The organism is Novosphingobium kalidii, from assembly GCF_040534015.1.
Classification (GTDB): domain Bacteria; phylum Pseudomonadota; class Alphaproteobacteria; order Sphingomonadales; family Sphingomonadaceae; genus Novosphingobium; species Novosphingobium kalidii.
The window spans coordinates 237,939-264,122 of record NZ_JBEWLY010000007.1 but is presented as its reverse complement, the minus strand read 5'-3'; the positions used below and the strand labels follow the sequence as shown (position 1 = coordinate 264,122).

General features: G+C 64.1%; 24 protein-coding genes and 1 tRNA gene. 13 read left to right on the top strand and 12 right to left on the bottom strand.

Annotation, left to right across the window (positions count from 1 at the left end; genetic code table 11):
• The first annotated feature begins 66 nt into the window (after nt 1-66).
• From ABVV53_RS03115 to ABVV53_RS03090, 6 genes are read left to right on the top strand one after another with little or no spacing between them, the layout of a single operon-like run.
• A complete protein-coding gene (locus tag ABVV53_RS03115) occupies nt 67-684 on the top strand; it encodes an SCO family protein (RefSeq protein ID WP_353982860.1) in 618 nt (205 codons plus the stop codon).
• Nucleotides 672-1,166 (top strand): YcgN family cysteine cluster protein, encoded by a 495-nt coding sequence (locus tag ABVV53_RS03110; RefSeq protein ID WP_353982859.1) that lies wholly within the window; start codon nt 672-674, stop codon nt 1,164-1,166. Before ABVV53_RS03115 ends, ABVV53_RS03110 begins: the two co-directional genes overlap by 13 nt.
• A complete protein-coding gene (locus tag ABVV53_RS03105) occupies nt 1,167-1,892 on the top strand; it encodes a M48 family metallopeptidase (protein WP_353982858.1) in 726 nt (241 codons plus the stop codon).
• Between the two features lie 51 nt (nt 1,893-1,943).
• Complete coding sequence (locus ABVV53_RS03100; RefSeq protein ID WP_353982857.1) at nt 1,944-2,459, top strand: hypothetical protein; 516 nt, start codon at nt 1,944-1,946, stop codon at nt 2,457-2,459.
• Nucleotides 2,452-3,420, top strand: coding sequence for a bifunctional diaminohydroxyphosphoribosylaminopyrimidine deaminase/5-amino-6-(5-phosphoribosylamino)uracil reductase RibD (ribD, locus tag ABVV53_RS03095; protein ID WP_419956737.1), 969 nt, complete (start codon nt 2,452-2,454; stop codon nt 3,418-3,420). Before ABVV53_RS03100 ends, ribD begins: the two co-directional genes overlap by 8 nt.
• Before the next feature lie 9 nt (nt 3,421-3,429).
• Nucleotides 3,430-4,047, top strand: coding sequence for a riboflavin synthase (locus ABVV53_RS03090; RefSeq protein WP_353982856.1), 618 nt, complete (start codon nt 3,430-3,432; stop codon nt 4,045-4,047).
• Between the two features lie 69 nt (nt 4,048-4,116).
• Here the strand turns inward: ABVV53_RS03090 and ABVV53_RS03085 are convergent, their stop codons facing one another.
• Both ABVV53_RS03085 and ABVV53_RS03080 read right to left on the bottom strand, forming a co-directional pair.
• On the bottom strand, nt 4,117-5,295 hold the full coding sequence (locus ABVV53_RS03085) for an amino acid aminotransferase (protein ID WP_353982855.1): 1,179 nt from the start codon (nt 5,293-5,295) through the stop codon (nt 4,117-4,119).
• Between the two features lie 61 nt (nt 5,296-5,356).
• Nucleotides 5,357-6,181 (bottom strand): DUF1134 domain-containing protein, encoded by an 825-nt coding sequence (locus ABVV53_RS03080; protein WP_353982854.1) that lies wholly within the window; start codon nt 6,179-6,181, stop codon nt 5,357-5,359.
• A 240-nt stretch (nt 6,182-6,421) separates the two neighbouring features.
• On the opposite strand from ABVV53_RS03080, the gene ABVV53_RS03075 reads away from it, so the two are divergent.
• Nucleotides 6,422-6,513, top strand: a tRNA-Ser gene (locus ABVV53_RS03075).
• A 208-nt stretch (nt 6,514-6,721) separates the two neighbouring features.
• Here ABVV53_RS03075 and ABVV53_RS03070 read toward each other — a convergent pair.
• On the bottom strand, nt 6,722-8,011 hold the full coding sequence (locus ABVV53_RS03070; protein ID WP_353982853.1) for a TetR/AcrR family transcriptional regulator: 1,290 nt from the start codon (nt 8,009-8,011) through the stop codon (nt 6,722-6,724).
• Between the two features lie 59 nt (nt 8,012-8,070).
• Between ABVV53_RS03070 and ABVV53_RS03065 the strand changes: the two genes are divergently transcribed.
• A complete protein-coding gene (locus ABVV53_RS03065; RefSeq protein WP_353982852.1) occupies nt 8,071-10,650 on the top strand; it encodes a TonB-dependent receptor in 2,580 nt (859 codons plus the stop codon).
• 15 nt (nt 10,651-10,665) lie between these two features.
• A complete protein-coding gene (locus ABVV53_RS03060) occupies nt 10,666-11,718 on the top strand; it encodes a tyrosine-protein phosphatase (protein WP_353982851.1) in 1,053 nt (350 codons plus the stop codon).
• A gap of 171 nt (nt 11,719-11,889) precedes the next feature.
• Here the strand turns inward: ABVV53_RS03060 and ABVV53_RS03055 are convergent, their stop codons facing one another.
• The 6 genes from ABVV53_RS03055 to tsaD form a co-directional block, all read right to left on the bottom strand.
• The gene (locus tag ABVV53_RS03055) at nt 11,890-12,696 is read right to left on the bottom strand and encodes a ferredoxin--NADP reductase (protein WP_353982850.1); all 807 of its coding nucleotides are present in this window, start codon (nt 12,694-12,696) and stop codon (nt 11,890-11,892) included.
• Nucleotides 12,697-12,776: 80 nt separating this feature from the next.
• Nucleotides 12,777-13,442: an HAD family hydrolase gene (locus ABVV53_RS03050; RefSeq protein ID WP_353982849.1), complete on the bottom strand. Its 666-nt coding sequence runs from the start codon at nt 13,440-13,442 to the stop codon at nt 12,777-12,779.
• Between the two features lie 300 nt (nt 13,443-13,742).
• Nucleotides 13,743-14,381 (bottom strand): hypothetical protein, encoded by a 639-nt coding sequence (locus tag ABVV53_RS03045; protein WP_353982883.1) that lies wholly within the window; start codon nt 14,379-14,381, stop codon nt 13,743-13,745.
• A gap of 155 nt (nt 14,382-14,536) precedes the next feature.
• Nucleotides 14,537-16,039, bottom strand: a complete 1,503-nt coding sequence (locus tag ABVV53_RS03040) for a lipopolysaccharide biosynthesis protein (RefSeq protein WP_353982848.1) — start codon at nt 16,037-16,039, stop codon at nt 14,537-14,539.
• The gene (locus ABVV53_RS03035; RefSeq protein WP_353982847.1) at nt 16,036-17,064 is read right to left on the bottom strand and encodes an NAD(P)H-dependent glycerol-3-phosphate dehydrogenase; all 1,029 of its coding nucleotides are present in this window, start codon (nt 17,062-17,064) and stop codon (nt 16,036-16,038) included. The genes ABVV53_RS03040 and ABVV53_RS03035 overlap by 4 nt, the downstream gene beginning before the upstream one ends.
• The gene (tsaD, locus tag ABVV53_RS03030; protein WP_353982846.1) at nt 17,061-18,110 is read right to left on the bottom strand and encodes a tRNA (adenosine(37)-N6)-threonylcarbamoyltransferase complex transferase subunit TsaD; all 1,050 of its coding nucleotides are present in this window, start codon (nt 18,108-18,110) and stop codon (nt 17,061-17,063) included. The genes ABVV53_RS03035 and tsaD overlap by 4 nt, the downstream gene beginning before the upstream one ends.
• Before the next feature lie 66 nt (nt 18,111-18,176).
• Between tsaD and hemC the strand changes: the two genes are divergently transcribed.
• Genes hemC through ABVV53_RS03015 form a run of 3 tightly spaced genes read left to right on the top strand, consistent with a single transcriptional unit; the run spans nt 18,177 to nt 20,765 of the window.
• Nucleotides 18,177-19,109 carry a hydroxymethylbilane synthase gene (gene hemC, locus ABVV53_RS03025; RefSeq protein ID WP_353982845.1) on the top strand — a complete coding sequence of 311 codons (933 nt, stop codon included), beginning with the start codon at nt 18,177-18,179 and terminating at the stop codon, nt 19,107-19,109.
• Nucleotides 19,110-19,120: 11 nt separating this feature from the next.
• Nucleotides 19,121-19,813 carry a uroporphyrinogen-III synthase gene (locus ABVV53_RS03020; RefSeq protein WP_353982844.1) on the top strand — a complete coding sequence of 231 codons (693 nt, stop codon included), beginning with the start codon at nt 19,121-19,123 and terminating at the stop codon, nt 19,811-19,813.
• A gap of 10 nt (nt 19,814-19,823) precedes the next feature.
• The gene (locus ABVV53_RS03015; protein WP_353982843.1) at nt 19,824-20,765 is read left to right on the top strand and encodes a hypothetical protein; all 942 of its coding nucleotides are present in this window, start codon (nt 19,824-19,826) and stop codon (nt 20,763-20,765) included.
• A 3-nt stretch (nt 20,766-20,768) separates the two neighbouring features.
• On the opposite strand, the gene ABVV53_RS03010 is transcribed toward ABVV53_RS03015, so the two are convergent.
• Nucleotides 20,769-22,016 (bottom strand): UbiH/UbiF/VisC/COQ6 family ubiquinone biosynthesis hydroxylase, encoded by a 1,248-nt coding sequence (locus tag ABVV53_RS03010; protein WP_353982842.1) that lies wholly within the window; start codon nt 22,014-22,016, stop codon nt 20,769-20,771.
• Complete coding sequence (locus ABVV53_RS03005) at nt 22,013-23,710, bottom strand: alkaline phosphatase family protein (protein ID WP_353982841.1); 1,698 nt, start codon at nt 23,708-23,710, stop codon at nt 22,013-22,015. The genes ABVV53_RS03010 and ABVV53_RS03005 overlap by 4 nt, the downstream gene beginning before the upstream one ends.
• 106 nt (nt 23,711-23,816) lie before the next feature.
• On the opposite strand from ABVV53_RS03005, the gene ABVV53_RS03000 reads away from it, so the two are divergent.
• Nucleotides 23,817-25,874: a protein-disulfide reductase DsbD family protein gene (locus tag ABVV53_RS03000; RefSeq protein ID WP_353982840.1), complete on the top strand. Its 2,058-nt coding sequence runs from the start codon at nt 23,817-23,819 to the stop codon at nt 25,872-25,874.
• 9 nt (nt 25,875-25,883) lie between these two features.
• Here ABVV53_RS03000 and ABVV53_RS02995 read toward each other — a convergent pair whose 3' ends face one another.
• Nucleotides 25,884-26,111, bottom strand: coding sequence for a DUF3072 domain-containing protein (locus ABVV53_RS02995; protein ID WP_353982839.1), 228 nt, complete (start codon nt 26,109-26,111; stop codon nt 25,884-25,886).
• Between the last annotated feature and the right edge of the window lie 73 nt (nt 26,112-26,184).

Here is a 26,184-nt window from a genome sequence, read left to right as displayed (position 1 = left end):
CATCTTTTTCGTTGGCGGCCCGCGCCCTAGCGCCACACCGCCTTGCACCCGACCGTTTAGCAGAGCATGAACCGGCGCGCCATGACCCATCGTTTCAGACTGCTTTCCGTTCTCGTCGCCTGCCTTGCCCTCGCTGCCTGTGGATCGCAAGACCCGGGCCAGACGCCCTCCGATCGCCCTCCACTGGAGGGGGCTGCAATCGGGGGACCGTTCACGCTCGTCGACAAGGACGGCAACACGGTCAAATGGGAAGACTTCAAGGGCAAGTATCGCATCGTCTACTTCGGTTATACCTTCTGCCCGGATGCATGCCCGATGGACATGCAGGCGCTGATGAAGGGATTTGGTCAGTTCGAGCAGACGAACCCTGAGCTTGCTGCCAAAGTCCAGCCGATCTTCATCACCATCGACCCGGAGCGCGACACGCCCGAAGTCGTAGGCCAGTGGACCTCGGCATTCTCCCCCCGCCTGATCGGCCTCACCGGCACGCGCGAGCAGATCGCCGCTGCAGAAAAGGCGTTCGCGGCATACTCCGCCAAGGGTGAGGAGACCTCCGGCGGATACCTCATGGATCACAGCCGCATCGCCTACCTCATGGACCCCGACGGCAAGCCCCTTGCCATGCTGCCAGTGGACAAGGGCGGCAAAGAAGTCGCTGCGGAACTGCGGAAATGGGTGAAGTAGCCAACTCGGACCGCTTCTGGGAACGCCCGCTCGAATCGCTCGACCGCCGCGAGTGGGAAGCCTTGTGCGACGGCTGCGGCCAGTGCTGCCTGCATAAGGTGGAGGATGCGGACACTGGCGACGTCTACTCCACCAACGTCGCCTGCAAGCTGCTCGACCTCAAGACCGCGCGGTGTTCGGACTACCGCGACCGCCGCAGCTTCGTGCCCGACTGCCTGCTGCTGACGATGCGCAACACCGCTTCGCTCGACTGGCTTCCGCAGACCTGCGCCTACCGGCTTCGCGCCGCCGGCGAGCCGCTGCCCGACTGGCACTACCTGGTATCCGGCGACCGCGACGCCGTGCATCGCGCCGGCGTTTCTATCGTCGGCCGCGTCGTGAGCGAGACGGTGGCCGGTCCTCTGGAACAGCACATCGTCTGGCCCGAAGGCATGGAGGGCTGGGAAATCGAAGCGGATGGCGATCCGTGGGACGTCAACTGAGTGCTCGACTGGCTCCGCCGTGATCCTCGGGCGATCCCCACACTGGAGATCCGCGGGCGAGACGTACCGGTGATCGTGCGGCGACTCGACCGCGCTCGCCGCATGACAATGCGGGTCGCGCCAGACGGCAGCGAAATCCGCATCTCCATTCCTCGCTGGGGTCGCACCACAGAAGCGCTGGCATTTGCGCGGACGCGGCAAGGATGGATCGAGCGCCAACTGGCTGCGCTACCTAGCAGACAGACAGTCGGCCCCGGAGCGACGATCCACTTTCGCGGTGAAGCGTTGAAGCTGGAACACGATCCCAGTGGACCGAGAAGGCCGGAGCTAGCCGTAGGGGCGTTGCGGATCGGGGGGCCCGAAGCCGCCTTGGAGGCACGGGTACAACGTTGGCTGCAAGGCGAAGCGCGGGCGTTAATCGCCGACGATCTTGCGCACTACTGCGATCGTGCCGGGAAGCCAGCACCTCGACTGGCGCTGTCCAATGCACGCCGGCGCTGGGGTAGCTGCGCCGCCGACGGAGCGATCCGCATCAACTGGCGACTTGTCATGGCGCCAGACTTCGTCCGCCGCTCCGTAGTTGCGCACGAAGTCGCCCACTTGGTCCACTTCGATCATTCGCCAGCCTTTCACGCTTGCCTCGAACAGCTGTTTGCGGGAGACATTGCGCTCGCGAACGCCTGGCTCAGGCGCGAGGGCAGAAGCTTGTACCAAGCCTTCACCTGATCGGCGGCTGCCTTCTGGCGAAGCGCCGCCCGATGGCCTATCTTGCAGGTCATGGCACTGTTCAAACGATCCGGGATGTGGCGCGACGTCAATCCCACCGGCATGATAGCGGACTTCCGCGAAGTCTGGCGCCAAGCTGGACAGAACCGCTGGCGGATCGCCGCGCTCTCGGGTGCCTGCACCTTTGGCGTGTTTTACGTGATGAGCCAGCAGGAGGCGAGTGCGCCGCACCTGCCCCCCAAGGTTACATACATCACGGTCCTGCCTGAACATCGAACCGATGCCGAGATCATGGCATCCAACATTGAGAACCAGAAGCGCAAGGAAGCCTTCGCTCTCGAGCAGGCCAGGCGCGACGAGGAAGTACGCAACCTTTACAAGACACTGGGTCGCTGGGGCGGCATGGATGTTGAAAAGATCGCGCGCGAAGCTGACGCGGAAGCTGCCGCCGAGAAGCAGGCACAGCTCGAAGCGATTCGCAACCGGCGGGCAGAGGCCGATGCAGCTTTGGCCGCGCAGAAGAACGAACAAGGGGCGGCAGCTCCCGTGAAACCTGAGAGTGACTGATGGTGATCGCCGCTGGCTCGCAGCCGCGGCAAGCATTGCAGCCCGCGGCCGGCCTCTCAGCCGACCTAACCCAGCCGTCGGTGCCATTGTCGTGCGCGACGGAAAGGTTGTGTCCCACGGCTGGACGCAGCCCGGCGGCCGCCCCCATGCCGAGGCCATGGCGCTGCTGATAGCCGGTGGAGACGCAAAGGGCGCCACTCTCTACGTCACGCTTGAGCCGTGCGCTCATCGTTCTGAGCGCGGCCCCGCTTGCGCCGATCTCGTATGCGCCGCCGGGCTGGCCCGCGTGGTGGTCGGGTGTCAGGATCCCGATCCGCGGACATCCGGCGAAGGGATCGCGCGCATCCGGTCCTCGGGTATCGAATGCGACCTAACCGCTTCTTCTGAATGCGAGCGAAGCCTCGCCGGATATCTGATCCGCGCCCGCATCCGGCGCCCGGAAATCACACTCAAGCTCGCGACGTCCCTCGATGGCTGCATTGCGATGACTGATGGCAGGAGTCAGTGGATCACCGGCGAGGCCGCACGCGCCCATACCCATGCGATGCGTGCCCGCGCTGATGCGATTCTGGTGGGAGGGGGTACTCTGCGGGCAGATGCGCCGCGTCTGGACGTTCGCTTGCCGGGCCTGGAAACCCTCAGCCCTGAACGCTGGGTCCTGACGCGTGGCGATGTACCGGCAGGCTGGCGGGCGCTGCCCTCTCCCGACGCGGTATACTCGATGAGCCACGTCCAGTACCTCTTTGTCGAAGGCGGAGCCCAGGCAGCGTCGGCCTTCCTGAAAGCTGGGTTGGTGGATCAGCTGCTGCTCTATCGTGCACCGATTCTGATCGGTAGCGGGCGTCCGTCGCTCGGAGACATCGGCCTCAGCACCCTGGCCGAAGCGCATGGACAGTGGCGCCTAGCCGACCGCCGCCAACTAGGCAGCGACACGCTGGAAGTCTTCGATCGGCAGGTCTAGTGAGAGCTCATGTTCACAGGCATCATCACTGAACTCGGCACTATCAGCGAGGCACGCAAGTCCGGTGACTTGCGCGCCGTCATCGCCTGCCCCTTCGATCCCGCCGGCATTGCAATAGGCGCCTCCATCGCCTGCTCGGGCGTGTGCCTGACCGTGATCGACAAAGGTGGCGCCCCCGGCGATGCCTGGTTCGCGGTCGACATCTCTGCGGAATCGGTTGCGCGGACGGTTCCGGGACGTTGGGCGGAAGGGACACGGATCAATCTGGAACCCGCCCTCAAGCTCGGGGACGAACTGGGCGGCCACATCGTCACCGGGCACGTGGACGGTGTCGGCGAAGTCGTGAGCGTGGACCCCATCGGCGATTCGCGGCGAATCGGCTTCGCAGCGTCTGCCGACCTTGCGCCTTATCTCGCGCCCAAGGGCTCGATCACCGTTGATGGTGTCTCGCTCACCGTCAACGAAGTGACCGACCAAGTAGACGGCACCTGCCACTTCTACGTCAACATCATCCCGCACACGGCGGAGATGACAACGCTGGGCAAGCTTGTCGCCGGCGACAGGGTCAATCTCGAGATCGACGTACTCGCCCGCTATCTCAAGCGGATGCAAAGCCTGCGCGGCTGAGGCGGGCCCGGCTCAAAGCTGCCGCGGCCCCTTTGAGGGCCCGCGGTCAGTGTGTGCTTTCCCGAACGCTTAGGCGGTGACTTGCGCCACAGCGTCGATGAACTTGTCGATGTTGCCCATCGTCAGGCCGGCAACGTTGATACGCCCGGACCCTGCCATGTAGATCCCGTGCTTTTCGCGCATCTCGAGGACCTGCTCCTTGCTGAGCGGGATGATCGAGAACAGGCCGTTCTGTCCGCCAAGCGGCCTCAGGTCCACCGCACCGGCTCTGCCGGCGGCGGCCACCTTCGCACGCACTTCGCGCATGCGCTCACGCATATGGTCGAGCTCGGCAAGCCACTGCGCGGTGAGCGCCGGGTCTTCCAGCACCAGCCGCACCGCTGCGCCACCATGGTCCGGTGGCTGCGACCAGTTCGCACGCGCCAGAGCATGGGCGTTCGACATGACACTTGGCAAGTCGGCCTGGCTCGGCATCATAACGTAGAGAGCGCCGACGCGGTCGCGGTATAGACCGAAGTTCTTGTCGCAGGAGTAGCAAACCAGAGCTTCGGGAACAGCGACGAGCACGCGGCGAACGCCATAGGCATCCTCCTCCATGCCGTTACCCAGCCCCTGGTAGGCCAGATCCAGGATCGGCAGCACCTTCTTCTCGGCAACCAAGGCGGCGATTTCGTCCCACTCGGCATGCGAGTAGTCGATCCCGGTGGGGTTGTGGCAGCAGCCGTGGAGCAGAATCGCGTCCTTCTCGCCGGAACCCGAAAGAGCTGCGCGCAGTGCGTCCATGTCGGTCTTGCCGTCGGCACGTGCGTGATTGAATTCGACTACGCCCAGGCCGAGGTCCGCGCAGATCTGCGCATGGTTGGGCCAACTCGGCACACCGACGATGACGCGTTCGATGCCGGAGCGCTTGGCGAGCGCCAGCGCGAGGCGCAGCGAACCGGTGCCGCCGGGCGTCTGCATGCCCTCGATCCGGTTGCCCATGTCAGGGCTGTCCTTGCCGAATATGTATGGCATCAGCGCTGCAACGAACGCCATATCTCCCTCGGGGCCGAGGTACGCCTTGGAGTCCTGCTCCTCGACGAGCTTCTTCTCGGCGCCTTTTATGGAAGCAAAAACAGGTGTTTCGCCCTCCCCGGTCCGATACACGCCGACGCCGAGGTCGATCTTGTCGGCACGCGGGTCCGCGTTGTGGAGCTTGATGAGCGCCAGAAGCGCATCGGCGGGCTGTTGTTGCAGATTGATAAGCATGGCGGGCGGGGCCTTACTTCGCGCCGCCCGCTGCCGCAACCGGAGAGTGGCTCTTGCCTACTTAGAAAGGCAGCCAGTTCTGCTCGCGGCTGAATTTCATGTAGCCTGCGTTAATGCCCAGCCGCACACCGGCGCCCATACGCACCGGGATCAGCACCACGTCACCGCGACGCAGATAGCTGACGTGAAACCCACCCACGAGGTAGGCCTGCCCCTCGCCCGCCGGAAACCGCTTGTAGAGCTCCTCGGTGTCATAGAGGTTGTAGACGAGCACGAACGCATTGGCAGCGTTCAGGCCTGCGTCGAAGCCCACGGAAGGCCCTGTCCAATATACAGGCCGGGTCCCCTCGACCCTGTGGTGCAGCGTGCCCGAGCCATAGCGCAGCCCGACTACGAACGCGCCCGATCCTTCACGGCCGACAATGTAGGCGTTGGGCTCGCCTTGCTTGCTCAGCAGGTCTTCGATCACGCCAGCCAGTCCTTGCGCGCCCTTGCCGAAGACGCCTTCAGCCGCGCCGATCAGATCGTCCTTGCGATAAGTTGTACCTTGCGAACTGGCGGCCTCTGCGGAGATGGACTGCGGGTTCCAGTCATCGACCGAGGGAGGCGGCCCCGCCGGCACGCTCTCCACCGGAGTACCGTTGCTGCCAGATGAGGTGGAACTGCCGTAGTAATCGCCGCCAGCCGATCCGCTGGTGGAAGGCAATTCGCTCGACTGCCATGTTGTCGCAGGTGCGCTCTGCCCGCCCGCCAGATCGCCATCGATCGCTGCATCGGGATCGACAGACCGAACTTGTGCCACCGAAGGTGCCGACAGCGATAGGGAAGCAACGCCCACGAAAGCCAACGCCCGTGCGACGTTCGGAAAAATCTTTAAAAAACTCATGATCTACGCAGCCCCTCCTATGCGAGCGTCGGCCCCGATCTGAAAGCGACCTAACCCTCGTTGCACCTCTTGTGTCATTAAGAAAGGCTTGGCTGATCCAGCAATGAACGGACGATCGCGTGAGTCAGTTTTGCGATCGGGCGAGCGTCATCGACTGATGAGCTGAATTTCACGCTCTACCACGCGCCCTCTTGCCGCCTCCTCACCCCGCCGCTATAGCCGCCCCTCAAGGCCGCATCCGGAGACGTGGGTGAGTGGCTGAAACCAGCGGTTTGCTAAACCGTCGTGCCCTTAAGGGGGCACCCCGGGTTCGAATCCCGGCGTCTCCGCCAGCGCCTTACTTCAGGACGTGCCTGGATTTCCGACAAGTCAGTCGGATCCTGCACGCTCCTGTGCTTCAAATTCCATGACGTTCTCCGCCGAGCAGACAGAGGCGATGATGGACAACTGTCCTCTATGCCGAGGGGTAGAGAAAAGCGGGACGCCCCCGCCGCTTGTCGCCAAGCTGCAGCGCGACATCTCGATTGCGTCTTTTTTGGATTATGGGCGCAATCCTATCACCCTTCCGAACACCTCCAACTCGCTTTCGACCACGCCGTGAGCCACTGCACGGCCGCCGCCGGCATAGCGGCGGATTTGCGCTGAGAGGTAACTTGAGAACAGTGCGCCCTCCAGGACACTTACGGCGCGGCGGTCACCGAAGAGCGACTGCAAGGCTGCTCGAGCGGTCCGGCCACGAAGATAACGGAGTTGCGCGCCGAGGTTGCTCAAAGCGGGATCCCGTGCTGCGGCTATGACGAGATCGTCGGTGGCATCCGTTGGCTTATCACGCAAGACGGCCTGCGCGAAGTTGCCGGCGAAGGCGGCAGGGTCGGCGGGTGGCGCAGTTCTCCCTGGCTCTGCAGGCCGAGTGATCACGCGAGCGTAAATGGCTTCAAAGGCTGCCTCCAGAAGCGCGGACTTTGTCCGAAACTTGTGCGAGACAGTGCCGAGCGAAACACCGGCTTGCTCTGCCACTGAACGGTGAGTGACGCTGGCGGCGCCAGTGATGGCGATCAGATCCGCAGCGGCCTCGACGATCTGCCAGGTCTTTTCGTCCCAGGAGGGAGTCTCAGGCATGGAGGCGACCGCCTGCGCACGCGCGAATTCGCGCCAGGGTGCGGCTGGGACTGACCTGCCCGTGAGCCACGCGGTCAAGCCATGTGCAGTCTCCTCCAGACAGGCCCGATCCACGGCGCGCCGCCAGGGGAGCATGTGGAACAGGCTCTCGCCGTCGAAGACGCGCTCCACAACCGTAGCTCCGGAACCCAGCGCGAAGACACTCCCGGCCCTCTCCCAGAACTGTGTCCATAGAACGCGCCATTGCTCCTCCTGCTCACCGAACTCCGCGCTCCTGCTCGCCAGCATGCCGCACTCGCGCTGGGCAAATGCGAGCGGTCGGCAGGTGTGCACCCAATCGTCGACGATGTGGGCAAAGAAGCCGGAAAAACTCTCGGGCGAGCCGGCAAGACCATCGACCTGCTCGATCTGCCGGTCACACCAGCTCTGTGCTTCCGCAAGGCATGCCCGCTGGCTGGACTGCAACAACCGTTCCAGAGACCCAAAGTGGTGATAGATGGAAGAAACCGATATGCCTGCGGCCTGACTGATCTGGCGCGCCGACATGCCGGACCTCCCGTGGGACTCCCACCGAGCGAAAACTGCCTCAATGAGCCGATCTTGTGCAGAATTTGCGTCACTTTCATCACGATTGAGATCTCTATTCAAGGCATCCTCCCAGCGATGTTCTAGCAGAGAGCGCCTGCCGGGGCGAGGCTGCCTGACTGTCACTCAAGATACATACAACCGTTCTAGCGGCGGCCTCGAAATGATCCAAGCGGGGCAAATTCATGAAGCCGAATCCTTTCCTTCTCCAGTCGAGCGGTATCGCCGTCGCCATTGCGGCTTTGGCTTTCCAATCATCCGTCGCCCTTGCGCAAGAGACGGTTGCGGTCGCTTCCGCAGAGGCGGGAAATGACGCCGATGCCATTGTCGTGACCGGATCGATAGTGTCAGCCCAGCAGGACTCGATTGCTGCGAAGCGCCGCGCCGACAACCTGAGCGACATTGCGGCCGCAGACGCTGTCGGCCGTTTCCCCGACCAGAACGCCGCTGCTGCGCTCTCGCGCTTGCCCGCGGTGGCAGTGCAGCGCGACCAAGGGCAGGAGCGGTACATTCAGGTACGCGGCGCGCCCAACCGCTGGACCTCGGTAAACATCGACGGCATCCCTGTGATCGGCGTTGACGAAGGCGGCGATACGCGCGCCTTCCGTTTCGATGCCATTCCTGCCGTGCTGCTCTCACAGATGGTCGTCAATAAGTCGCTGACTTCGAACCTCCAGGCCGATGCGGTGGTCGCCACGATCGACCTCCAGACCTACTCGCCGATGGAACAGCGCGGTCTGCATGTCTCTGGCGATGTGGGCTATGGCTTCATGGACTTGGGCGGTGGCGAGCAGCGGCAGGGATCTTTGCGGCTCTCTTGGTCCAACGATGCCTTCGGCTTCGTTTTGGGAGGCTCGCACTATCGCCGCAAGCAGTTGACCGACAATCGGGAGGTCGGCGCTTACGATGCCAGCGGTCCGACTGAGTTCGACATCCGCCAGTACCAGATCGAGCGCTGGAGCAATGGCCTGTTCGCCGGAGTCGAGTACCAGCCTCAGGAAGGCCAGCGCATCTACGCAAAAGCCATCTTCTCTGAGTTCAACGATGATGAGCAGCGCAACCAGTACGAGTTTCAGCTCGCCAGCCCGAAGGCAAGGGGCACTCGCACACTGGAGGCGGGCGAACTCACCGATGTGCCCCTGCGCGGCAGTTTCAACTACGGTGAGTACCGCAACCGCAATTACATCGGCACGATCGGCGGCGATTACGAAGGTGACGACGGGTTCACTGCCTCGTTCAAGATGAACTACGCCCGCATCGATAACTCTACCTACCTGCCGCTGGTCCAAGGCACGACGAGCCCTGCGAACGCGCTCTCCCTCACATACGACAATAGCGACCCGCGGTTTCCCATCGTCACACTGGCGAACGGCAGCCTCAATCAGGCGAGCCTCGACGCGGCACGTGCTTATGTTATCGCGGGACGGCAGGAGACGGTCTCGGATACGTACACCGCCAAGCTCGATGTCGCCAAGAACCTTGGCGCTCTCACGCTTTCTGCGGGCGGCCTCTATTCAGACCGCGAGATCGACGGCACCAATTTCGCCTTTACCAATGTCGTGCCGGTAGGCGCACTCGGCGCAGGAGTCGGGCAGCCGTTCGACATCAACAGCTACGTGACCAGCGAGCCGTGGGACACTGGCTTCCCCGCTGGCGTGACCTTCAACTACGTCGACAATCGCGCAATGCGCCGGGACATCGACAGTTTGCTGGAGAAGCTCGCGGCTGCGGGTCTCTACAACAGCAACAACGATGTCGGACCAACGGACCGCTACGCGCAGTACGAAAAGACGCTTGCCGGTTATGTCATGGCAAAGGTCGAGAGCGGCCCGCTCACGGCAGTCGGCGGTGTGCGGGTAGAGCACTACAGGATGGACAATCGCGGCACGGTTCGTGTCGAAAGCGTTTTCACGCCTTTGGCATACGAGACCAGCAAGACCGACTTTTTCCCAAGCCTCAACATCAAGTATGCCGCGACCGACGACGTGGTGCTGCGCCTGGCCGGCCAGCGTGGCATCTCTCGTCCGGCGTTCGGCGCTATCCGCGTCGGCGCTGCAATCAACGACACCTCGAGTCCCGGCACGATCGGTGGCGGCAACCCCGCACTCAAGCCCGAGTACACCTGGGGCGCCGATGCGAGCGTGGAATACTACCTGCCGGGCAATGGCCTTGTGGCGATCGCGGGATTCTATCGCTGGGTCGACAACGTATTCTACCAAAGCCAGATCGCCGTCGGCTCGGACTTCTATGACTTCGGCGGAGTGGATCGTTCCCGCTATCTGCTCTCGGGCACTTATAACGGCGACAGCGGAAAGCTGTACGGCGTCGAGTTCAACCTGCTCAAGCAGTTCGACTTTCTGCCCGGCGCACTTTCCGGCTTCGGATTTCAGGGCAACCTGACGCTGCTAGAGGGCAGCTTCGACACGCCGACCCAGCAGAACATCGCCTTCCAGGGAATGTCGGACACGGTCGCCAATGCGTCGCTCTTCTACGAGAAATACGGGGTCTCGGCGCGCGTAAGCTATCAGTGGCGCTCGGACTGGCTGGATACTCTGGGGGGACTCGGGAGCGGCGAATACCGCAAGGGCTACGAAAACGTCGATGTCTCGCTTCGCTATGCCCTGACCGAGCAGTTCACCCTCTTTGCCGACCTCGCGAACCTGACCAACGAAAAGTATATCGCCTACGACGGAACAATGGCTCGCCCTACCGAGGTGGAGCAGGTCGGCTCACGATATCTGTTCGGCGTCCGCTTCAGCTACTGATCTGGGAGAGAAACAATGATGCATAAAAGCTATCGGACTATTCTTGCTGGCTTGCTCGGCCTTGCCGGCACCCCCGCTCTCGCACTTGAAGCGGCCACGGTGACGCGCCTCGACGCTAAAACCGTGGAACTCGACACCGATAGGCTGAAGCCGCAATCGATCTGGATCAGCGCGGACACGCAGATCGACGCTGGCGACCAGCGCATCGCCACCCCGAGCACGGATGGCAAAGTCACGCTCGCGATCCCCGCAAGCGAGCGGCGCTACGTCATCATACGAGGCTTCGACGGCAAAGACACGGTCGTCGCCGAGCGCGTTTTGCCGCTCGAACAGGGCAGCAACTTCCGCGATGTGGGGGGCTACGTCACGAAGGAAGGTCATACGGTGCGCTGGGGCAAGGCGTTCCGCTCCGGCGCCATGCCGCTACTCAGCGAGGCTGACTACGCGCTCGTCACGGAGTTGGCACTCGGCAGCGTTGTCGACTTGCGCTCTCTGGATGAGCGTGAGGTCGCTCCGGACCTTCTCGACGATCGTACCGGCGCGCTGTTCATCACCAATGATTACTCGCTTAGGCCGCTCATGGCGAAGATGGCCGGCGGAGACGGCGAAAACATGTACAGCGGCATGGAGAAGCTGCTGGCCCCGCAGTTTCGATCGCTGTTCAAGCGCCTGATCGCAGACGAAGGTGCGGTGGTGTACCACTGCTCGGCCGGACAGGACCGCACAGGCATCGCGACCGCGCTGCTCTACGATACGCTGGGCGTAGATCGCGAGACGATCCTTAAGGATTACCACCTCTCGACGCGGCTGCGCCAGCCGGAGTGGGAGATGCCCAAGGTGGATCCCAAGGCTTATCCGAACAACCCGATCGTACAGTATTACCTGGCCAAAGCGAAGGAAGGGCGCCTGGAGGCTGAGCCGCTCTATACGCCTGCGGGCGCGTCACACCTTGCGCAGTTCTTCACGCACATCGACCGGGAATACGGAGGTTCGGAAGGGTACCTTCGCAAGGAACTGGGACTGACCGATCAGGATCTCGACCGTCTGCGCGCAGTAATGCTCGACTGACGACCGGCGGCAAACAACTAGGCAAGCACAGCCCCTGTGCTCAGGGCCTTGTGCGAAGATCCCGATCGGAAGCGCTCACGCCCAGCTTTCTTTGTGCCGACAGCTGGGCGTGAGCGAAGACTTGCGCGCGTTCCAATGAGGCAGGGCTTGCCGTGGAATGGCTAGCTCAGATCAGCCGACGAACGCCCGCTCCACGACGAAGTGACCAGGATTGGACTGGGTGCCCTCCTCCAGTCCCCAACCGGTGAGGATCTCGACCATCTCCTTGTTGAACGCGATCGAGCCGCAGATCATGAAGCGTGAAGTCTGACGCGCCTCGATCGTCAGGCCCAGATCCTGCCGGAACAGTCCTTCCCGGATGCGGTCGGTGATGCGACCCTTCCGATGAAAATCGCCGCGCGTCACGGTGGGGTAGTAGACGAAGCGGTCGCGAAGCAACTCGCCGAAGATCTCGTCGTTACGGATCTCATCCTCCAGGAACTCGCGATAGGCGAGTTCCTCCTGCTGGCGAACGGTGTGGCTTACCACGATGTGATCGAAACGCTCGTGCGTAGCGGGATCGCGAAGCACGGAAAGGAAGGGAGCGAGCCCTGTCCCTGTCCCCACCATGATCAACCGCTCACCGGGCTGCAATGCATCCACGACGAGCGTTCCCGTCGGTTTGCGACCAAGGAGTATCCGGTCGCCTACCTCCAGATGCTGCAGCCGAGAGGTCAGTGCACCGTCGGGTACTTTGACCGAGAAGAACTCTAGATGGTCCTCCCAGCTTGGGCTCGCGATCGAGTAGGCCCGCATCAGGGGGCGTCCATCGGCGTTCGGCAGGCCAATCATGATAAACTCGCCCGATGCGAAGCGAAAACTCTGCGGCCGCGTCACCCGGAAACTGAACAGGCTGGGCGTCCAGTGATGGACCCAGATCACCTCTGGCGCGAACAGGCCCTTAGCGTCCGCGATCTCAACCAGGTTCGTGTCAGTCATGAGCTTATCCTTGATGCGCTATTAGGTGCATGATCCCACTTCGCGGGAAGTGCGAATATATGCGGCCGCCTATAGGACGCTTAGCGCCCCAACGGCGAGCCCCCAAAATCGCCCAGCAGTGCCGCGACGTCTTCATACACTGCAATCGCGCCTGACTTGCGCAACGCCTCCTCGGGAAAACCACCGGACAGCAGCCCGATAGCCGCGATTCCGCACTGGCTCGCGGCCTCGATGTCGTATGGAGTGTCGCCCACGACGATCACCTCATCAGGACCGAGCGGCGCCACCTTCTTGAGCGCAGCGGCAAAGATGTCCGGCGCTGGTTTCGTATGCTCGACGTCATCCGCACTGGTGGACGCAGCCACCAGTTCACGTGCATCGAGAAGATCCTGGTAGTGCTCAAGTTCACCCTCGTGAGCTGAGGACGCCAGTAAGACGCGCTTACCCGCTTCGCCTGTCCGTGCGAGAAGTTCTCGTGCCTGCGGAAATGGCTTTACGCGCTCCAAAAATTGACCTTTGAAAATCTCGCCATGCATCTGCTGGAGCCGCGTCCGCAGTGCCTCGTCGGCGTCCGGCAGAAGGCTGGGGATCAGCATATCGCCGCCCTTGCCGATCTGGCTGTGTATCGCCGCCCGATCGAAATGAAACCCTTCGCTGGCGAACGCTTCCTTCCAGGCAGACACATGATAGTCGTTGCTGTCGACGAGCGTGCCATCGATATCGAAGAAAACGGCCCTTATCGGCATCTTGGCTCCTGGATGTTCGTGATCGCGATGGCGTCGGGTGGGCACGTGAGAGCGTGCGACCGGAGGCGAAGTTCCCGCCACTCCTCCAAAGCAGGTTAGAGCGCGACGGAGATTATCGCTGACTCACCCTTCCAAAGCCTCGAGCAAGGTGCCGGCAACCTTGGAAGCGCTGGGCCGGCCGTGCCCCGGCTTCGCCCGCTTCCAAGTTGCCCGTATCGTTGGCGGCATAATGCTTGAAGCGGCCGAACGGCAGCAGATGCTGCAGGAGCGGCGGAGAGTCTTCTCCGCCGCGCTGCCTGCCTATAGTTTTCCGAATTTCGCCTCGTAGGCAGCGGTATCGCCGCTGGAAAGCAGGCGCGCCTGCTCCACCCAGGAATCGCGGCGCGGGCGGCCTGCGAACGCCCCCAGCTTGTTGTCGAGCGCGTCGAGATCGGCGTCAGTCCAGCTAGCGATATGCTCAAATCGGTTGACGCCAAGCGCGTGCAGCGTGGTCAACAGCTTAGGACCTATTCCCTTGATGCGGCGCAAGTCATCCGGCTCTCCCGCCGCCGCCAAAGGCGCTTCCACAGGGGCTTCCGCAGGCGAGGTCGGGGCGCTTGGCGCTTCACTTGTGGTGACCTCTGGCGGAGACGCCTCTGCAGAAGCTTCTTCCTCTTTGGCCGCTGCGACTTCATCGCGAGCAGCCGGGACGACCACCTCGCCAATGCCCGCCATCAGTCCAGCCGCAGCCGGCGGTGTCACCGCGGGGGGCGGGACGGCAGCAGCGGGTGGCGCATCGATCAGCGCCTGGTTGCGCTGTGCGGGAGAGGCGCCCTCATCGAGTACGTCGGGCCGCCGTTTGCGCACGCTGGGCTTTGCTGCGCGACCGAAGAGCCACCATGCGATGATGAGGGCGATCACCAGCACGGCGACGAAGATCAGCCAGTTGGCTTCGATCATCTGCACCAAGGTTTGTTCCTTCCGTTAGATCAGAATGCCGAGTTCAGCCACGAGCGGCATCGATCCGCCCCCGTTTCGGCCATAGCGCATTCCCTTGTCTGGACATGTTTGCCAGTCAAGTCGGCTCTGCTGAGCGCCAGCGTGCCTCCGTGCCTTCAAGGCGCCGATTTCACCTTCTGGAACAGCACCCGGTCTTCCGGCCGGAAAGCTTTCCACCAGAGGACCCCGAAGTAGACGGCGAGTATCGCGGGAATGCCGAATGCGAGTTCAGCCCACTCCGGCAGCTTGGTCGCGGCCCAGCCGACGATCACCGCCGGTACGATGGCCCACACCAGTGTCCACCGCCAATTGTTGATAGCCTCGCTCACCATGCTGGCGAGGAGCCAGGACTTGGCGAACGAGGCGAAACCGAGCGCAAGCGCGAGTGCCGCCGCAGCCGCCGCAGCCTGATACAGTTCGTCGTACCCAAGCCGCTGCATGAGCAGGATGCCGCCGATAGTGAGCAGCCCCTGCAGCACCATCGTGGCAATGGACACGATCAGATTGCGTATGCGGGCTACGTAAATCAGCGCCGCTTCGCTCACGACAGCCGTCGCCGCGACGACCTCGGCTGTCAGCAGGAAAGCGAGCGCACCGGTGCCGCCGACGAACTGTGGCCCGACCAGGCCCATCACGCCCTCGCCCGGAATCCCCAGCGCCAAGGCCACGCCAAGCTGTGCCGCCAGTATCCAGAAGCCGACCTGCCGCACCTGCCGGGCAATAGCCGCGTAATCGCGTGTCTTGAGGTTGCGCGTGATGACTGGTCCCAGGATGGGCTCGAAGCTGGTTTTCAGCTTTTGCGGCAAACTCGCGATTTGCTGGGCGACGTAATATACGCCCACCGCCACCGGAGGCGCGAAAAGGCCAAGGATGAAGATGTCGAGCCGGCGCGTGCCCCACTCGATAGCGTCCGCCGTTGCAATCGGAAGACTGCGCAAGGTGAGCTTGCCCATGCTACCCAGCGACGGGCGCCAGTCACGTGGCCGGCCATAGGCGCGCAGGAAAGGAATGAGAGCTGCAATTGCAGCGGCATAGACCGAAGCCAGGTACGCAACGGCCAGACCGCTGGTGGGCGCCAGTAGCGCCATGACTCCGGCGACGATGGAAATCGTCCAAGGCTCCACGATCGCACGCGCTCGCACAGTTGCGCCGACATCGAAACGGTAAGCCAGTGCGGCAAGCCATATCTCGGTCAGCGCCAGCGGCGGGATCGCGAAGACCATCATCCGGTCGATCTGGGTAAAGTCCCCGGCAGGAAAAAGCGGCGCCGGAAAGAACCAGAAGACCAGCGCCATCACACTGGAGGCCAGCAACGCGATCAGCGAGCCATCCGCGATCACGTTCGCAGGGTGCTCGTCGGATTCGGAAAGCCGCTGCGCCAGCCCTCGCTTCTCACCCAGGGTGCAGATCATCGCCGTGAGCTCGATCAGCACCAGCGCCGATGCGAAGACGCCGAGAGCCGCAGGACCATAGCCCGGCGCCCGCCCAGCGATGAACAGGAACGGGATGCGCGCGGCAAGACGCAGGAAGAAGCCGAACAGGTTCGTCCGCCCACCTCGGGCGATAGCGGCGATGTCTTCCTGCGAGCGCTGGTCTTCGCGCGACGGAGAGTCGTTCAAGCGCCGAGTCCCTGTGCCTGCTCATGACCCTCGAGTTCGGCCTTGAGCGGGCGCGAGAGAATTGCCGTGACTACAGTACTCGCCGGGCTCTCACCGGACAGCAGCTGGCATACGCCTTCCACGATCGGCATCGCCACGCCTGCGCGCGCGGCAAGCTTGGCGAGGACCGGCGCGGTCGCAGCGCCTTCCGCGACGCTGCTCTTGCCCGAAAGCGCCTCGGCTGCGGTAAGACCCTGCCCGAGCGACAAACCAAGCGAAAAATTCCGGCTCGAGGTGGAGGAGCACGTCAGCACCAGATCCCCCAGTCCGCACAGGCCAGACAAAGTCTCTGCACGGGCACCGCGTGCGAGGCCGAACCGGAGCATTTCGGCATAGCCCCGCGCAATCACCGCAGCGCGAGCGTTCTGACCGAGGTTCATCCCCTCCACCACGCCGCACGCTATCGCCAGCACGTTCTTGACCGCCCCTCCGATTTCGGCCCCGATCACGTCGTCGGAGTAATAGGGCCGCAGCGCCGGACGCGCTATGAGCGGCTTGAGACGCTCCCACTGTTCGGTTGCTCCCGAGCAGGCGAGCGTCACTGCGGTGGGAAGGCCCGCCGCAACCTCGTGGGCGAACGTGGGCCCTGACAGCACCGCCAGCCGCGCATGTCGATCAGCATCGCCAGCGACTTGCGCCATGAGCCGGCCAGTGCCTGCCTCGATGCCCTTGGCACAGAGTACAAGGTCGCGCTCCCCTGTGGGGAGTTGTTCGAGCACGCCCGCCAGGAATTGGGCGGGAACCACGATCAGCAGCACCGGCAGCGCCGCCAGACGCGCCAGGTCAGCCGTGGCGTGGATGGTATCGGCCAGCGCGGCGCTTGGCAGATACGGGCTGTTTCGCCGCCGCTCGTTGATCTCGCGTACGAGTTCGGCCTCGCGCGCCCACAGAAGCACCTCGGTGCCATCACTGGCGAGGGCTTGCGCCAGAGCCGTGCCCCAGGCACCCGCGCCGACGACGCCGATCTTTGCTCCAGGTCCGCTCACGCCTTCACTCCCGCACCGCGCACGGCTTCCGCTTGAGGGTCGAGTGGCCAGCGCGGGCGCGCCGGAGTGTCGAGGGGGTCAGACTGGCCGAGCCGCTCCACCCCTGCCCACGCGATCATCGCCGCATTATCAGTGCACAGCCGCAGCGGCGGTGCGACGAAGGGCAGACCGTGCGCCGCAGCGAGAGCTTCCAGCGCTGTGCGGATCGCCTCATTTGCGGCGACGCCACCGGCGACGACGAGCGCCGTCACCGGTCCAGCGCTTAGCAGCGCCCCTCGTGTGCGATCTGCCAGGCAGTCGATGGCCGCTCGCTGGAATGATGCTGCAATGTCAGCGTCGGTATAGTCGGCACCAGCAGCCATGGCCTGCTTGGCCCGCATCACCGCGCTCTTGAGGCCAGCGAACGAGAAATGCGGCTCTTTGCTGCCGACCAGCGGACGCGGCAGCGCCACCTTGCGCGCATCGCCCTCGCGCGCCAAGCGCTCCACCGCCGGACCGCCGGGATAGCCGAGGCCGAGCAGCTTGGCCGTCTTGTCGAACGCCTCTCCCAATGCGTCGTCGATTGTGGTCGCGAGCCGGCGGTAGGCGCCGACACCCTCAACCAGCAACAACTGGCAATGCCCGCCGGAAACCAGCAGCAGCAGATACGGAAAGGTGAGCGAGGCGTCGCCAAGGCGAGGTGAGAGCGCATGACCCTCAAGATGGTTGATCGCGATGAGCGGCTTCTCGCTCGCCATTGCCAGCGCCTTAGCGGTGACGAGCCCGACCATGACTCCCCCGATAAGGCCCGGTCCTGCCGTCGCGGCAATTGCGTCGACGTCGGCCAAGGTCATACCGGCGTCACTGAGAGTTGCCTCGATCAGCGGCGTCAGTCGTTCGGCATGCGCGCGTGCGGCGATTTCGGGCACAACGCCGCCATAGGGCCGGTGCGCCTCATCCTGCGAAGCGATGCGCTGCGCCAGGATGACGCGTCCGTCCGTGACGAGCGCGGCGGCCGTCTCGTCGCACGAACTCTCGATACCGAGAACCGTCCTCGTCCCGCTCATACCGCTGGGCATTCCCTTCAGGTCCACCTTTCCCTCACCGTCAATGCGGGGTAGCACATTTCGTCCATGAGCTCACCAAGCACTCCTCACTTCCGCCTCGGCACTCGCCGCTCCCCTCTCGCCATGGCACAAGCGGAGGAAGCGCGCGCGCGTTTGGCGACAGCGCACGGCATCGAAGCCGCGCATATAGAGATCGTGCCGGTCACCGCCAGCGGCGATCGCATGCAGGACCGTCCTCTTGCGGAAATCGGCGGCAAGGCACTGTGGACAAAAGAGCTCGACGCATGGCTCCTGGCCGGTGAGATCGACTTTGCCGTGCACTCGGCCAAGGACGTCGAGACCATCCGGCCAGAGGAAATCGCCATCGGCGCCATCCTCCCGCGTGAGGATGTGCGCGACGTGCTGATTGGCGCCGCCACTATCACCGCCCTGCCGCGAGGCGCCGTCATCGGCACCAGCGCACCGCGACGAGCGGCACAGCTTCTCCACGCTCGGCCCGACTGCCGCGTCATCACCTTCCGCGGTAACGTCGCGACTCGCCTCGCCAAGTTGGCTGCTGGAGAGGCGGACGCGACATTCCTCGCGCTCGCTGGCCTGAACCGCTTGGGCGAGACCGGCACCGGCCATCCCCTCGATGCACAGGACTGGCTGCCCGCGCCCGGCCAGGGCGCCATTCTCATCGAATGTCGCGCCGAGGATGAACGCACGCGCGCTTTCCTGCAGGCCGTAGACGATTCGTCCAGCCGCGATGCGGTACTGGCCGAGCGAGCGTTGTTGGCGGCGCTGGGCGGAAACTGCCACAGCCCGATCGCAGTGCTGACGCGGATGGAAGGCGGCAAGCTGGTGATGAGTGTCGCATTGTTCAGCCCCGATGGCGCAGAGCGAGTCGACGGCGAAATGACGTTCACGCCGGGCGACCTCGATGCTCCCGCGCAACTCGCAAGCGATCTCCTCACCCGAGCTGTGCCTGCGATCGCGGTGCATTTCTCCGCATCCTAGACAACTCCCCGATGATACCTCTCATCATCGTGCGTCCTGAGCCTGGCGCTTCCTCCACCTTGCAGGCGGCGCGGGCGATGGGAATGGAAGCGCAAGCTCATCCGATCTTCACGATCCGGCCGGTCGCATGGACGCCACCCCCGCGGCAGAGCGTGGATGCTGTCCTGCTCGGCAGCGCCAACGCGATCCGTCAAGGCGGGGCGGGGCTGGATGGCTTGCGCGGCCTTCCTGCCTACTGCGTAGGTCGGGCTACCGCTGAAGCGGCACAGGCAGCGGGATTCCCGGTCGCGCAAGTCGGCACCGGCGGCCTGCAACAAGTCCTGAGTGCCCTTGCGCCCGAGCATCGCCGCCTCCTGCGCCTCGCTGGTGTCTCGCACGTGCCGCTGGCGCTTCCGCCAGGCGCGATGATAGACACCCGCGTAGTCTACGATAGCGTTGCCGTGCCGATGGACAACGCTTTTGCGCAAAAGCTGCAGAGCCCTGCGGTTGTGCTGCTTCACTCCGGTGAAGCAGCAGCCCACTTGGACACCATCTGCACCGAGGCCGGGATTGATCGCGCACGCATCGCCCTCGCCGTGATAGGTCCCCGTGTCGCGCCCCTTGGCGGACAGGGATGGGCCGCGTTGCAGGTGGCCGCTCAGCCCAGCGACGCAGCGCTTCTGGCCTTGGCTCGCGAGATGTGCCAAGACGCACGCTGGGCCTAATGACTTGCCCGTGAAAGGCTCAATGCAAGACGACTTCTCGACCATGGCCATACCGCCGCGCCCTCGTACGAGAGTCGGCGGATACGTTATCGTGGGGCTGGCCGCCTTCCTGCTTGGAGCCGCCAGCCTTGGTGCCTTGGTGTGGCACGGCGATTTCGAGCGCCTCCTGCCGGCGCGAACGACGCCAGCACAAGCAGATGCCGGTGTCGCGACACCGCCCGCCGACGAGAACGAGCGTACCGAGGGCTCTGCCAGTTCCCGCGCAGCCGTCACTTCGCTGGAAACCCGGTTGGCGCTGCTGGAGGATCGTTTCTCCCGGCTCGATTTCCAGGCCGACGCCGCCTCGGGGAATGCTGCACGAGCGGAAGGTCTGCTGATCGCCAACGCCGCGCGTCGCATGATCGAGCGCGGAGAGCCACTTGGTTACGTCGCCGACCAGTTGCGCCTGCGTTTCGCAGACGCGCAGCCGCGCGCGGTGGCAACGATCACCGAGTTTGCACGGCGGCCAGTCACGCTCGACCAGTTGAGCGCCCGTCTCGAGGCACTGGCGCCGGATTTGACGAACAATTCACAGGACCTCAGCTGGTGGCAGCGCACCCGCCAGGAACTGTCCAGCCTGTTCGTCGTACGGCGTGATTCCCCCACGTTGGTGGCACCGGCGGCACGGATCGAGCGAGCGCGCCTGATGTTGACCGCACGCCGCATGGGGGCCGCGATCGACGAAGTAGAACGCTTGCCGGGTGCTGAGCTGGCCAACAACTGGATTGCGGACGCCCGCCGGTTTCAGAACGTGCAGCGGGCGCTCGATCTCATAGAGACCACCGCCATGCTCGAGCCGCGCCGCCTAAAAGACGGCACGGGCAAGGACGTGCAACAGCCAAGTCCGCTATCGACGCCCGCAGAAGCAGGGGATGCGACGCTCCCTGCGCCGTCATCCTCGCCGGGGGCCTGACCTTCAGACTTCCTGCAAGAGCGCCGGAAGCCGCCCGGACACGCCGCGCGCTTCGTCCATGAAGAAGCGTTTCAGCAGAGGAAGGCGCTGTACGGCGCCCATCCCGAGCCGCCGCGCGGCGGACGGCAGGCGCCCCGGAATGCCGAACAAGCGGTTCAGCCCATCCGTCACCGACATCACCATGAATGCATCCAGGCTGCGCCACCTCTCGTAACGGGCCAGAAGCTGCGCATCGCCGGGCTCCAGCCCCAAGCGCATACCCTCGACGAGCACTTCCACAAGGGCGCCTACGTCACGCAGGCCGAGATTGAGGCCCTGACCCGCGATCGGGTGCATGCCGTGCGCTGCATCGCCAACCACCACCAGGCGATCCTCGACCACCTTGCTGGCATGGTGGAAGCGTAGGGGATAGGACATGCGCGGCGCAGCCAGTTCGATCGCACCGAAGACACCGTGCATTCGCGCCGCCACTTCATTGAGGAAGATCGCATCGGGCAACTTGGAGATTGCCGCGGCATCCTTCTGCGCAACCGTCCAGACGAGGGCAGAGCGATGCTGACCTTCCGGCGTGTCCAGCAGCGGCAATAGCGCGAAGGGACCGTCGGGGTAGAAGATTTCCCAGGCGACACCATCGTGCGGCTTCTCATGCGTCAGGCCGGTCACCATCGCATTGTGGCGGTAATCCCACTTGGCGAACGTCACTCCCGCTTCGTCGCGAGTGGGCGACTGGCGCCCCTCGGCTGCCACCAGCAGGCTGCCCGACAATCTGCGACCATCACCCAGTTCCACGGATACGCCGTGCACATCCCGATCGCGGCTCGTCACTTCGGCGCGCGTATGCCAGGCGATCGCAGGCTCTTCCCGCGCCGCCTCAAACAAGGCCAGGCGCAAGTCACGATTGGCGAACATCCGGCCGAGCGAACCCTCTTCGGGCTCCGGCCGGAAATCGATCCGTCCCGGCTTCATGCCATCGGTCACCGCGATCGACTCGATCGGGCAGCCCAGATGTTCAAGCCTTTCGGCAAGGCCAATATTGTTGAATAGGTTCCAGCTCGCTGTCGAAACGGCCGAGGCGCGCCCATCAGCGCCCTCTGCCGTCAACTCGGCGGGGTCGGCGCGATCGACAACGTGGCTGGTGATCCCCTGCCGCGCCGCAGCCAGCGCCAGCGTCATGCCGACAAGGCCACCCCCGACGATGACGAGGTCGCGGCGCGAGGCCGCAGCTGTGTTCGACTCTGGTTGTTGATTCATCGCCTGCATGTATCGGCCTGAGAGCCGTCGATGTCGAGACACTGACCGTCCCACGTCCCCACCGGCTGCTCAAGGCCGACCGTGGCGGCGAGCGTCGGCGCGATGTCCACTGTCTGGACCGGGTTCGGCTGCTCGAAACCAGCCATGCCCTTGCGCCAGAACAGGATCGGCACGCGCCGGTCATAGTCCCAAGGGCTACCATGAGTCGCGGTATAGCCGGGCTGCGGATCTCCCGGCACGACCCCGCGCTTGGTCATCACCAGGACTTGTCCGGACCGCTCTGGATCGAACGATGCCCGCACGCGCTGTATCAGCGTCCAGTCCTGCGGATTGCCAGTCGGCGGTGAAACTTTGGCCAAGGTATCGGCTGTATAAGCGGCTTCGACCTGAGGGTGCGCGGCAAGCCGCTTGAGCAGCGCCTCAACCACCTTCTTCTGCTGCTTGGCCGAGAGCCCGGGGGCCAGCCAAATGTCCCCGGAAGAGCCACCGCCATAGAGCAACTGCCCCGAGGCCGCCGTTATGCCGGTATCCTTGGATGCGACAGCGGACAAAGCCTCTGACGAGAGCGCCGGATCGATACGCTGCGCCGATGGATAACCCTGAAGCTGCAGGCGCTCGGGGGCATCAATACCGCCATGATCGGCCGTGAGAACCGCGACATAATCGATCCCGCGTTCGTCCAGCGCCTCCAGCAACTTGCCGATGGACGCATCGAGCTGAGCCAACTGGATGCACATTTCGACACCCTGGTGGCCATAGGCGTGCCCTACGTAGTCCGTCGCCGAGAAGCTGACCGACAACACGTCGGTGTTCTCGTCCTGGCCTAAACCCATCTCGTCCACCAACCGGACCGCCAATTCGCCGGTCGCAGCATCGACGCGGGGAGTGCGGCCGAAGCTCTTGAAGTCGCCTGCTTTGAGCGGGAAGCGTTCCGTACCGATGGTGAAGTTCTTGATCGGTACGGCGCGCGCCACGTTCTCGCACCATTGCGGCGCCTGCAATGCTGGAGCCCCGCCCTCGATCAGGCTGCGCGTCGCGGCGTTCTGCGCGCTCGCAGCGGCTGAGAGCGGACGCCCCTTGTACGTCGCGAAACCGTTGCCGAGCCACCAGTAGGCAGCGTCAGCGTCGTGGCCGCTCATCATCACTGCGGCTCGATCCTTGCCGGACACGGCAACGTTCATGGCGGCAGGGTTGGCCTTCTTCATCAGATCGCCAAGCGTCGGCACGTTGAGGTGCAAGTTCGAGACGACAGGCGCCTTCGCAGAGCTTTCGGGATCGCGCTCGTCCTCCGCGCAGTAGACCACGCGGTCAACGCTCGGGTCGTACCAGTTGTTCGCAATAATACCGGTGCGCGACGGATGGGCTCCCGTGAGCAGCGTGGAGTGCCCCGGGCAAGTCTCGGTGGCCGCGTGCGATTGGAAACCCTGCGGGAAGACCGCGCCTGTGGTCAGCCGCGCGAGGCCGCCGGTGAAGTGCTGGCGGTACTGCGAAAACAAGTCTGCGGAGAACTGGTCGACCGAGATGGCCAGTATCAACTCGGGCTTATCCGCTGGGGTCGCCGGGGTGGCCGGGGCCGCTGCGGCAACCGGCGCCGTCTGCGCGCTGTGGCCTGCAGCCTGAGCAGCGGCGGGCACGGCAAGAGGCAGACAAAAGATGCTGGCAACCGATGTGAATGCTAAGTGCGCGGGACGCATGTTGGATTCCTTGAATTGTCCTTGCAGAAGGCGCAGAGGCGTCGATGACCGTATTGCCCTTGATGCGCAAGAGCCGTCCGCAAAGGCCAGAACAGACACTGATGCGATGAACTTGCGCCGCTATCGCCTCCTTATTGCGGCCTTATGGCATGCCTGCGCTTTGCTGTTGGCGTTCCCGGCAGCGGCCGCACCCAACCACATCGCGGCGGAACTGGTCGCCAGTCCCGCCATCACGGCAGACGGTGAAACCCAACTCGCTTTGAGAATGCGGCCGGAGCCCGGCTGGCATGGCTACTGGCAGAATCCGGGGGACGCGGGCCTCGGCATGCAGCTGGATTGGTCCTTGCCCGCCGGAGCCGAGGTCGGGCAGCCGCGCTATCCTGTTCCTGACACGCTCCTGATCTCAGGCCTGATGAACCACGTGTACGAAAGCGAGTACGCAGTTCTAGTGCCGTTCACGCCACCTTCGGGCGCAACAGCAGGGACTCGCCTTCCAGTTCGCGTGAAGGCGCAATGGCTGGCCTGTACCGACGAGATCTGCGTGCCTGAGAGCGCCGAACTCGCCACGACAATGACGATCGGGGCGAGCGACCCGCGCACCACTCAGGCGTTCGAGCAGTGGGCTCGACGCCTACCCGCACCTCTGGGGTCGGAAGCGACGTTCGCGTTGAATGATGACAGTGCCCGCTTTGCTATCCCCCTGCCGGCTTCCGCTTCGCTTGCCCAGCCGCACCTGTTCGTGGCGCAGGACAAGGTCGTCGACTACGCGGCGCCGCAAGTGTTCTCTCGCGAGGGCGACATGCTCCTCGTCACCATTCCACGCGCGCGCTTCGCGCCTGCCTCGCCTGATCGCGTTGAAGCGGTGCTGCGGCTGGACGCGGAAGGCAACGGCATCGCTTTCTTTGCCAAGCCGGGTGCCATTCCCGCTGGCGGCACACCGCTGGCGACCGAGATCGCATCTGCTCCGTCGGCGCTGCCGCTGCTGTTGCTCGGCGCGCTTGTGGGCGGCCTGCTGCTCAACGTCATGCCCTGCGTCTTCCCGATCCTGAGCCTGAAAGCGCTGAGCCTTGCCCGTGCCGGCGAGAGTGAAGCCCAGGCACGCACCGAAGGCCTCGCCTACACTGCAGGGGTGGTCCTGGCTTGCCTTGGCCTCGGAGCGATGCTGCTGGGCTTCCGCGCGGCGGGCGAACAAGTCGGCTGGGCCTTCCAACTGCAAGAGCCGAGCGTCGTCGCTGTCCTGCTGCTACTGGCCTGCGCGATTACGGCCAATCTACTTGGCGTGTTTGAGTTCGGCGTCCCGGGCTTCGCCAGCGACGGCTCGCCACAAGGTGCCTTCGCCACCGGGCTGCTCGCTGCCTTTGTAGCGACGCCCTGCACCGGCCCCTTCATGGCGACGGCGATGGGAGCGGCCCTGCTACTGCCGGTCGTGCCGGCGCTCGGGCTCTTCGCGACGCTTGGTTTGGGGATCGCGCTGCCGTTTCTTGCCATCGCCTTCATCCCCGCACTTCGCAGGCGCATGCCCCGCCCTGGCGCCTGGATGAACACGTTTCGCCGCTGGATGGCCCTGCCGATGGGCCTGACCGCGCTGGCGCTTGCATGGTTGGCGACACGCATCGCAGGCCCTTGGTTTGCAATCGCATCGATAGCATTGGCGGCTCTGCTGGTGGGGCTGCTGAGTGTCGCGGGGCATCGCCAGCGGCGTGGCCGTCCTGCGATTCGCCCGACCGCCGTAGGGCTCGCCATCCTCGGCGTTATCGCGCTCGTCGCTCTTCCGCTCACAGAGCGCGACCGCGCCGCCGCCTCCGAAAGCCTGCTCGATCCCCAGCCCTTCAGCGAAGCCGCTCTGGCGCAGGCACGCGCGTCGGGAAAGCCGGTATTCGCGTGGTTCACGGCGGATTGGTGCCTGACCTGCAAGGTGAACGAGGAAGTCGCGATTGAGCGTGAGGAGACCCGGCGTGCCTTCGAGCAGGCGGGAGTCACCGTACTACGGGGCGACTGGACGCGCCGCGATCCCGAGATCACCCGCTACCTGACCTGGCAAGGAGCGGCAGGCGTACCACTTTACATGTGGTATCCCGCACGCGGCCAGCCGGAGAAACTGCCCCAAATGCTCACCCCCGGCACTCTCGTCGATAAGGCCTGCCCCAAGGGATCCTGTCGCTGAGCGGCCAGGTCACTCGCGTCCGAGCTTTGCCTTCAGCTCGTCGATCATCTTCGATGCGTCCGCCTTGGTCAGATCGCCTGAGGGCGGCTCAACCTTGGCTTCCTCGCACAGGGTGGTGAGATAGGATGCCTGCGCTCCGGTCATCGGCTCATCGCCCGAGACCCAGTCGTCCGGGTCCTTCTCGGCGTTGGAGGCCGGGTGCTCATCGAGTTTGGGATTGTGCAGCTGGTTGGACATGGTCACTCCGTTAGTTCTTGTTTTGTTTCCATTCTCCAACGAACATGGAGCCGCATCGGTTCCCACGAATGAG

Bases quoted from the DNA above. Each gene is read 5' to 3' on its own strand.
- ABVV53_RS03115 (WP_353982860.1), top strand. From the start codon at position 67: ATGAACCGGCGCGCCATGACCCATCGTTTCAGACTGCTTTCCGTTCTC.
- ABVV53_RS03110 (WP_353982859.1), top strand. From the start codon at position 672: ATGGGTGAAGTAGCCAACTCGGACCGCTTCTGGGAACGCCCGCTCGAA.
- ABVV53_RS03100 (WP_353982857.1), top strand. From the start codon at position 1,944: ATGGCACTGTTCAAACGATCCGGGATGTGGCGCGACGTCAATCCCACC.
- ABVV53_RS03090 (WP_353982856.1), top strand. From the start codon at position 3,430: ATGTTCACAGGCATCATCACTGAACTCGGCACTATCAGCGAGGCACGC.
- ABVV53_RS03085 (WP_353982855.1), bottom strand. From the start codon at position 5,295: ATGCTTATCAATCTGCAACAACAGCCCGCCGATGCGCTTCTGGCGCTC.
- ABVV53_RS03080 (WP_353982854.1), bottom strand. From the start codon at position 6,181: ATGAGTTTTTTAAAGATTTTTCCGAACGTCGCACGGGCGTTGGCTTTC.
- ABVV53_RS03065 (WP_353982852.1), top strand. From the start codon at position 8,071: ATGAAGCCGAATCCTTTCCTTCTCCAGTCGAGCGGTATCGCCGTCGCC.
- ABVV53_RS03060 (WP_353982851.1), top strand. From the start codon at position 10,666: ATGATGCATAAAAGCTATCGGACTATTCTTGCTGGCTTGCTCGGCCTT.
- ABVV53_RS03055 (WP_353982850.1), bottom strand. From the start codon at position 12,696: ATGACTGACACGAACCTGGTTGAGATCGCGGACGCTAAGGGCCTGTTC.
- ABVV53_RS03050 (WP_353982849.1), bottom strand. From the start codon at position 13,442: ATGCCGATAAGGGCCGTTTTCTTCGATATCGATGGCACGCTCGTCGAC.
- ABVV53_RS03045 (WP_353982883.1), bottom strand. From the start codon at position 14,381: ATGATCGAAGCCAACTGGCTGATCTTCGTCGCCGTGCTGGTGATCGCC.
- tsaD (WP_353982846.1), bottom strand. From the start codon at position 18,110: ATGAGCGGGACGAGGACGGTTCTCGGTATCGAGAGTTCGTGCGACGAG.
- hemC (WP_353982845.1), top strand. From the start codon at position 18,177: ATGAGCTCACCAAGCACTCCTCACTTCCGCCTCGGCACTCGCCGCTCC.
- ABVV53_RS03020 (WP_353982844.1), top strand. From the start codon at position 19,121: ATGATACCTCTCATCATCGTGCGTCCTGAGCCTGGCGCTTCCTCCACC.
- ABVV53_RS03010 (WP_353982842.1), bottom strand. From the start codon at position 22,016: ATGAATCAACAACCAGAGTCGAACACAGCTGCGGCCTCGCGCCGCGAC.
- ABVV53_RS03005 (WP_353982841.1), bottom strand. From the start codon at position 23,710: ATGCGTCCCGCGCACTTAGCATTCACATCGGTTGCCAGCATCTTTTGT.
- ABVV53_RS03000 (WP_353982840.1), top strand. From the start codon at position 23,817: ATGAACTTGCGCCGCTATCGCCTCCTTATTGCGGCCTTATGGCATGCC.
- ABVV53_RS02995 (WP_353982839.1), bottom strand. From the start codon at position 26,111: ATGTCCAACCAGCTGCACAATCCCAAACTCGATGAGCACCCGGCCTCC.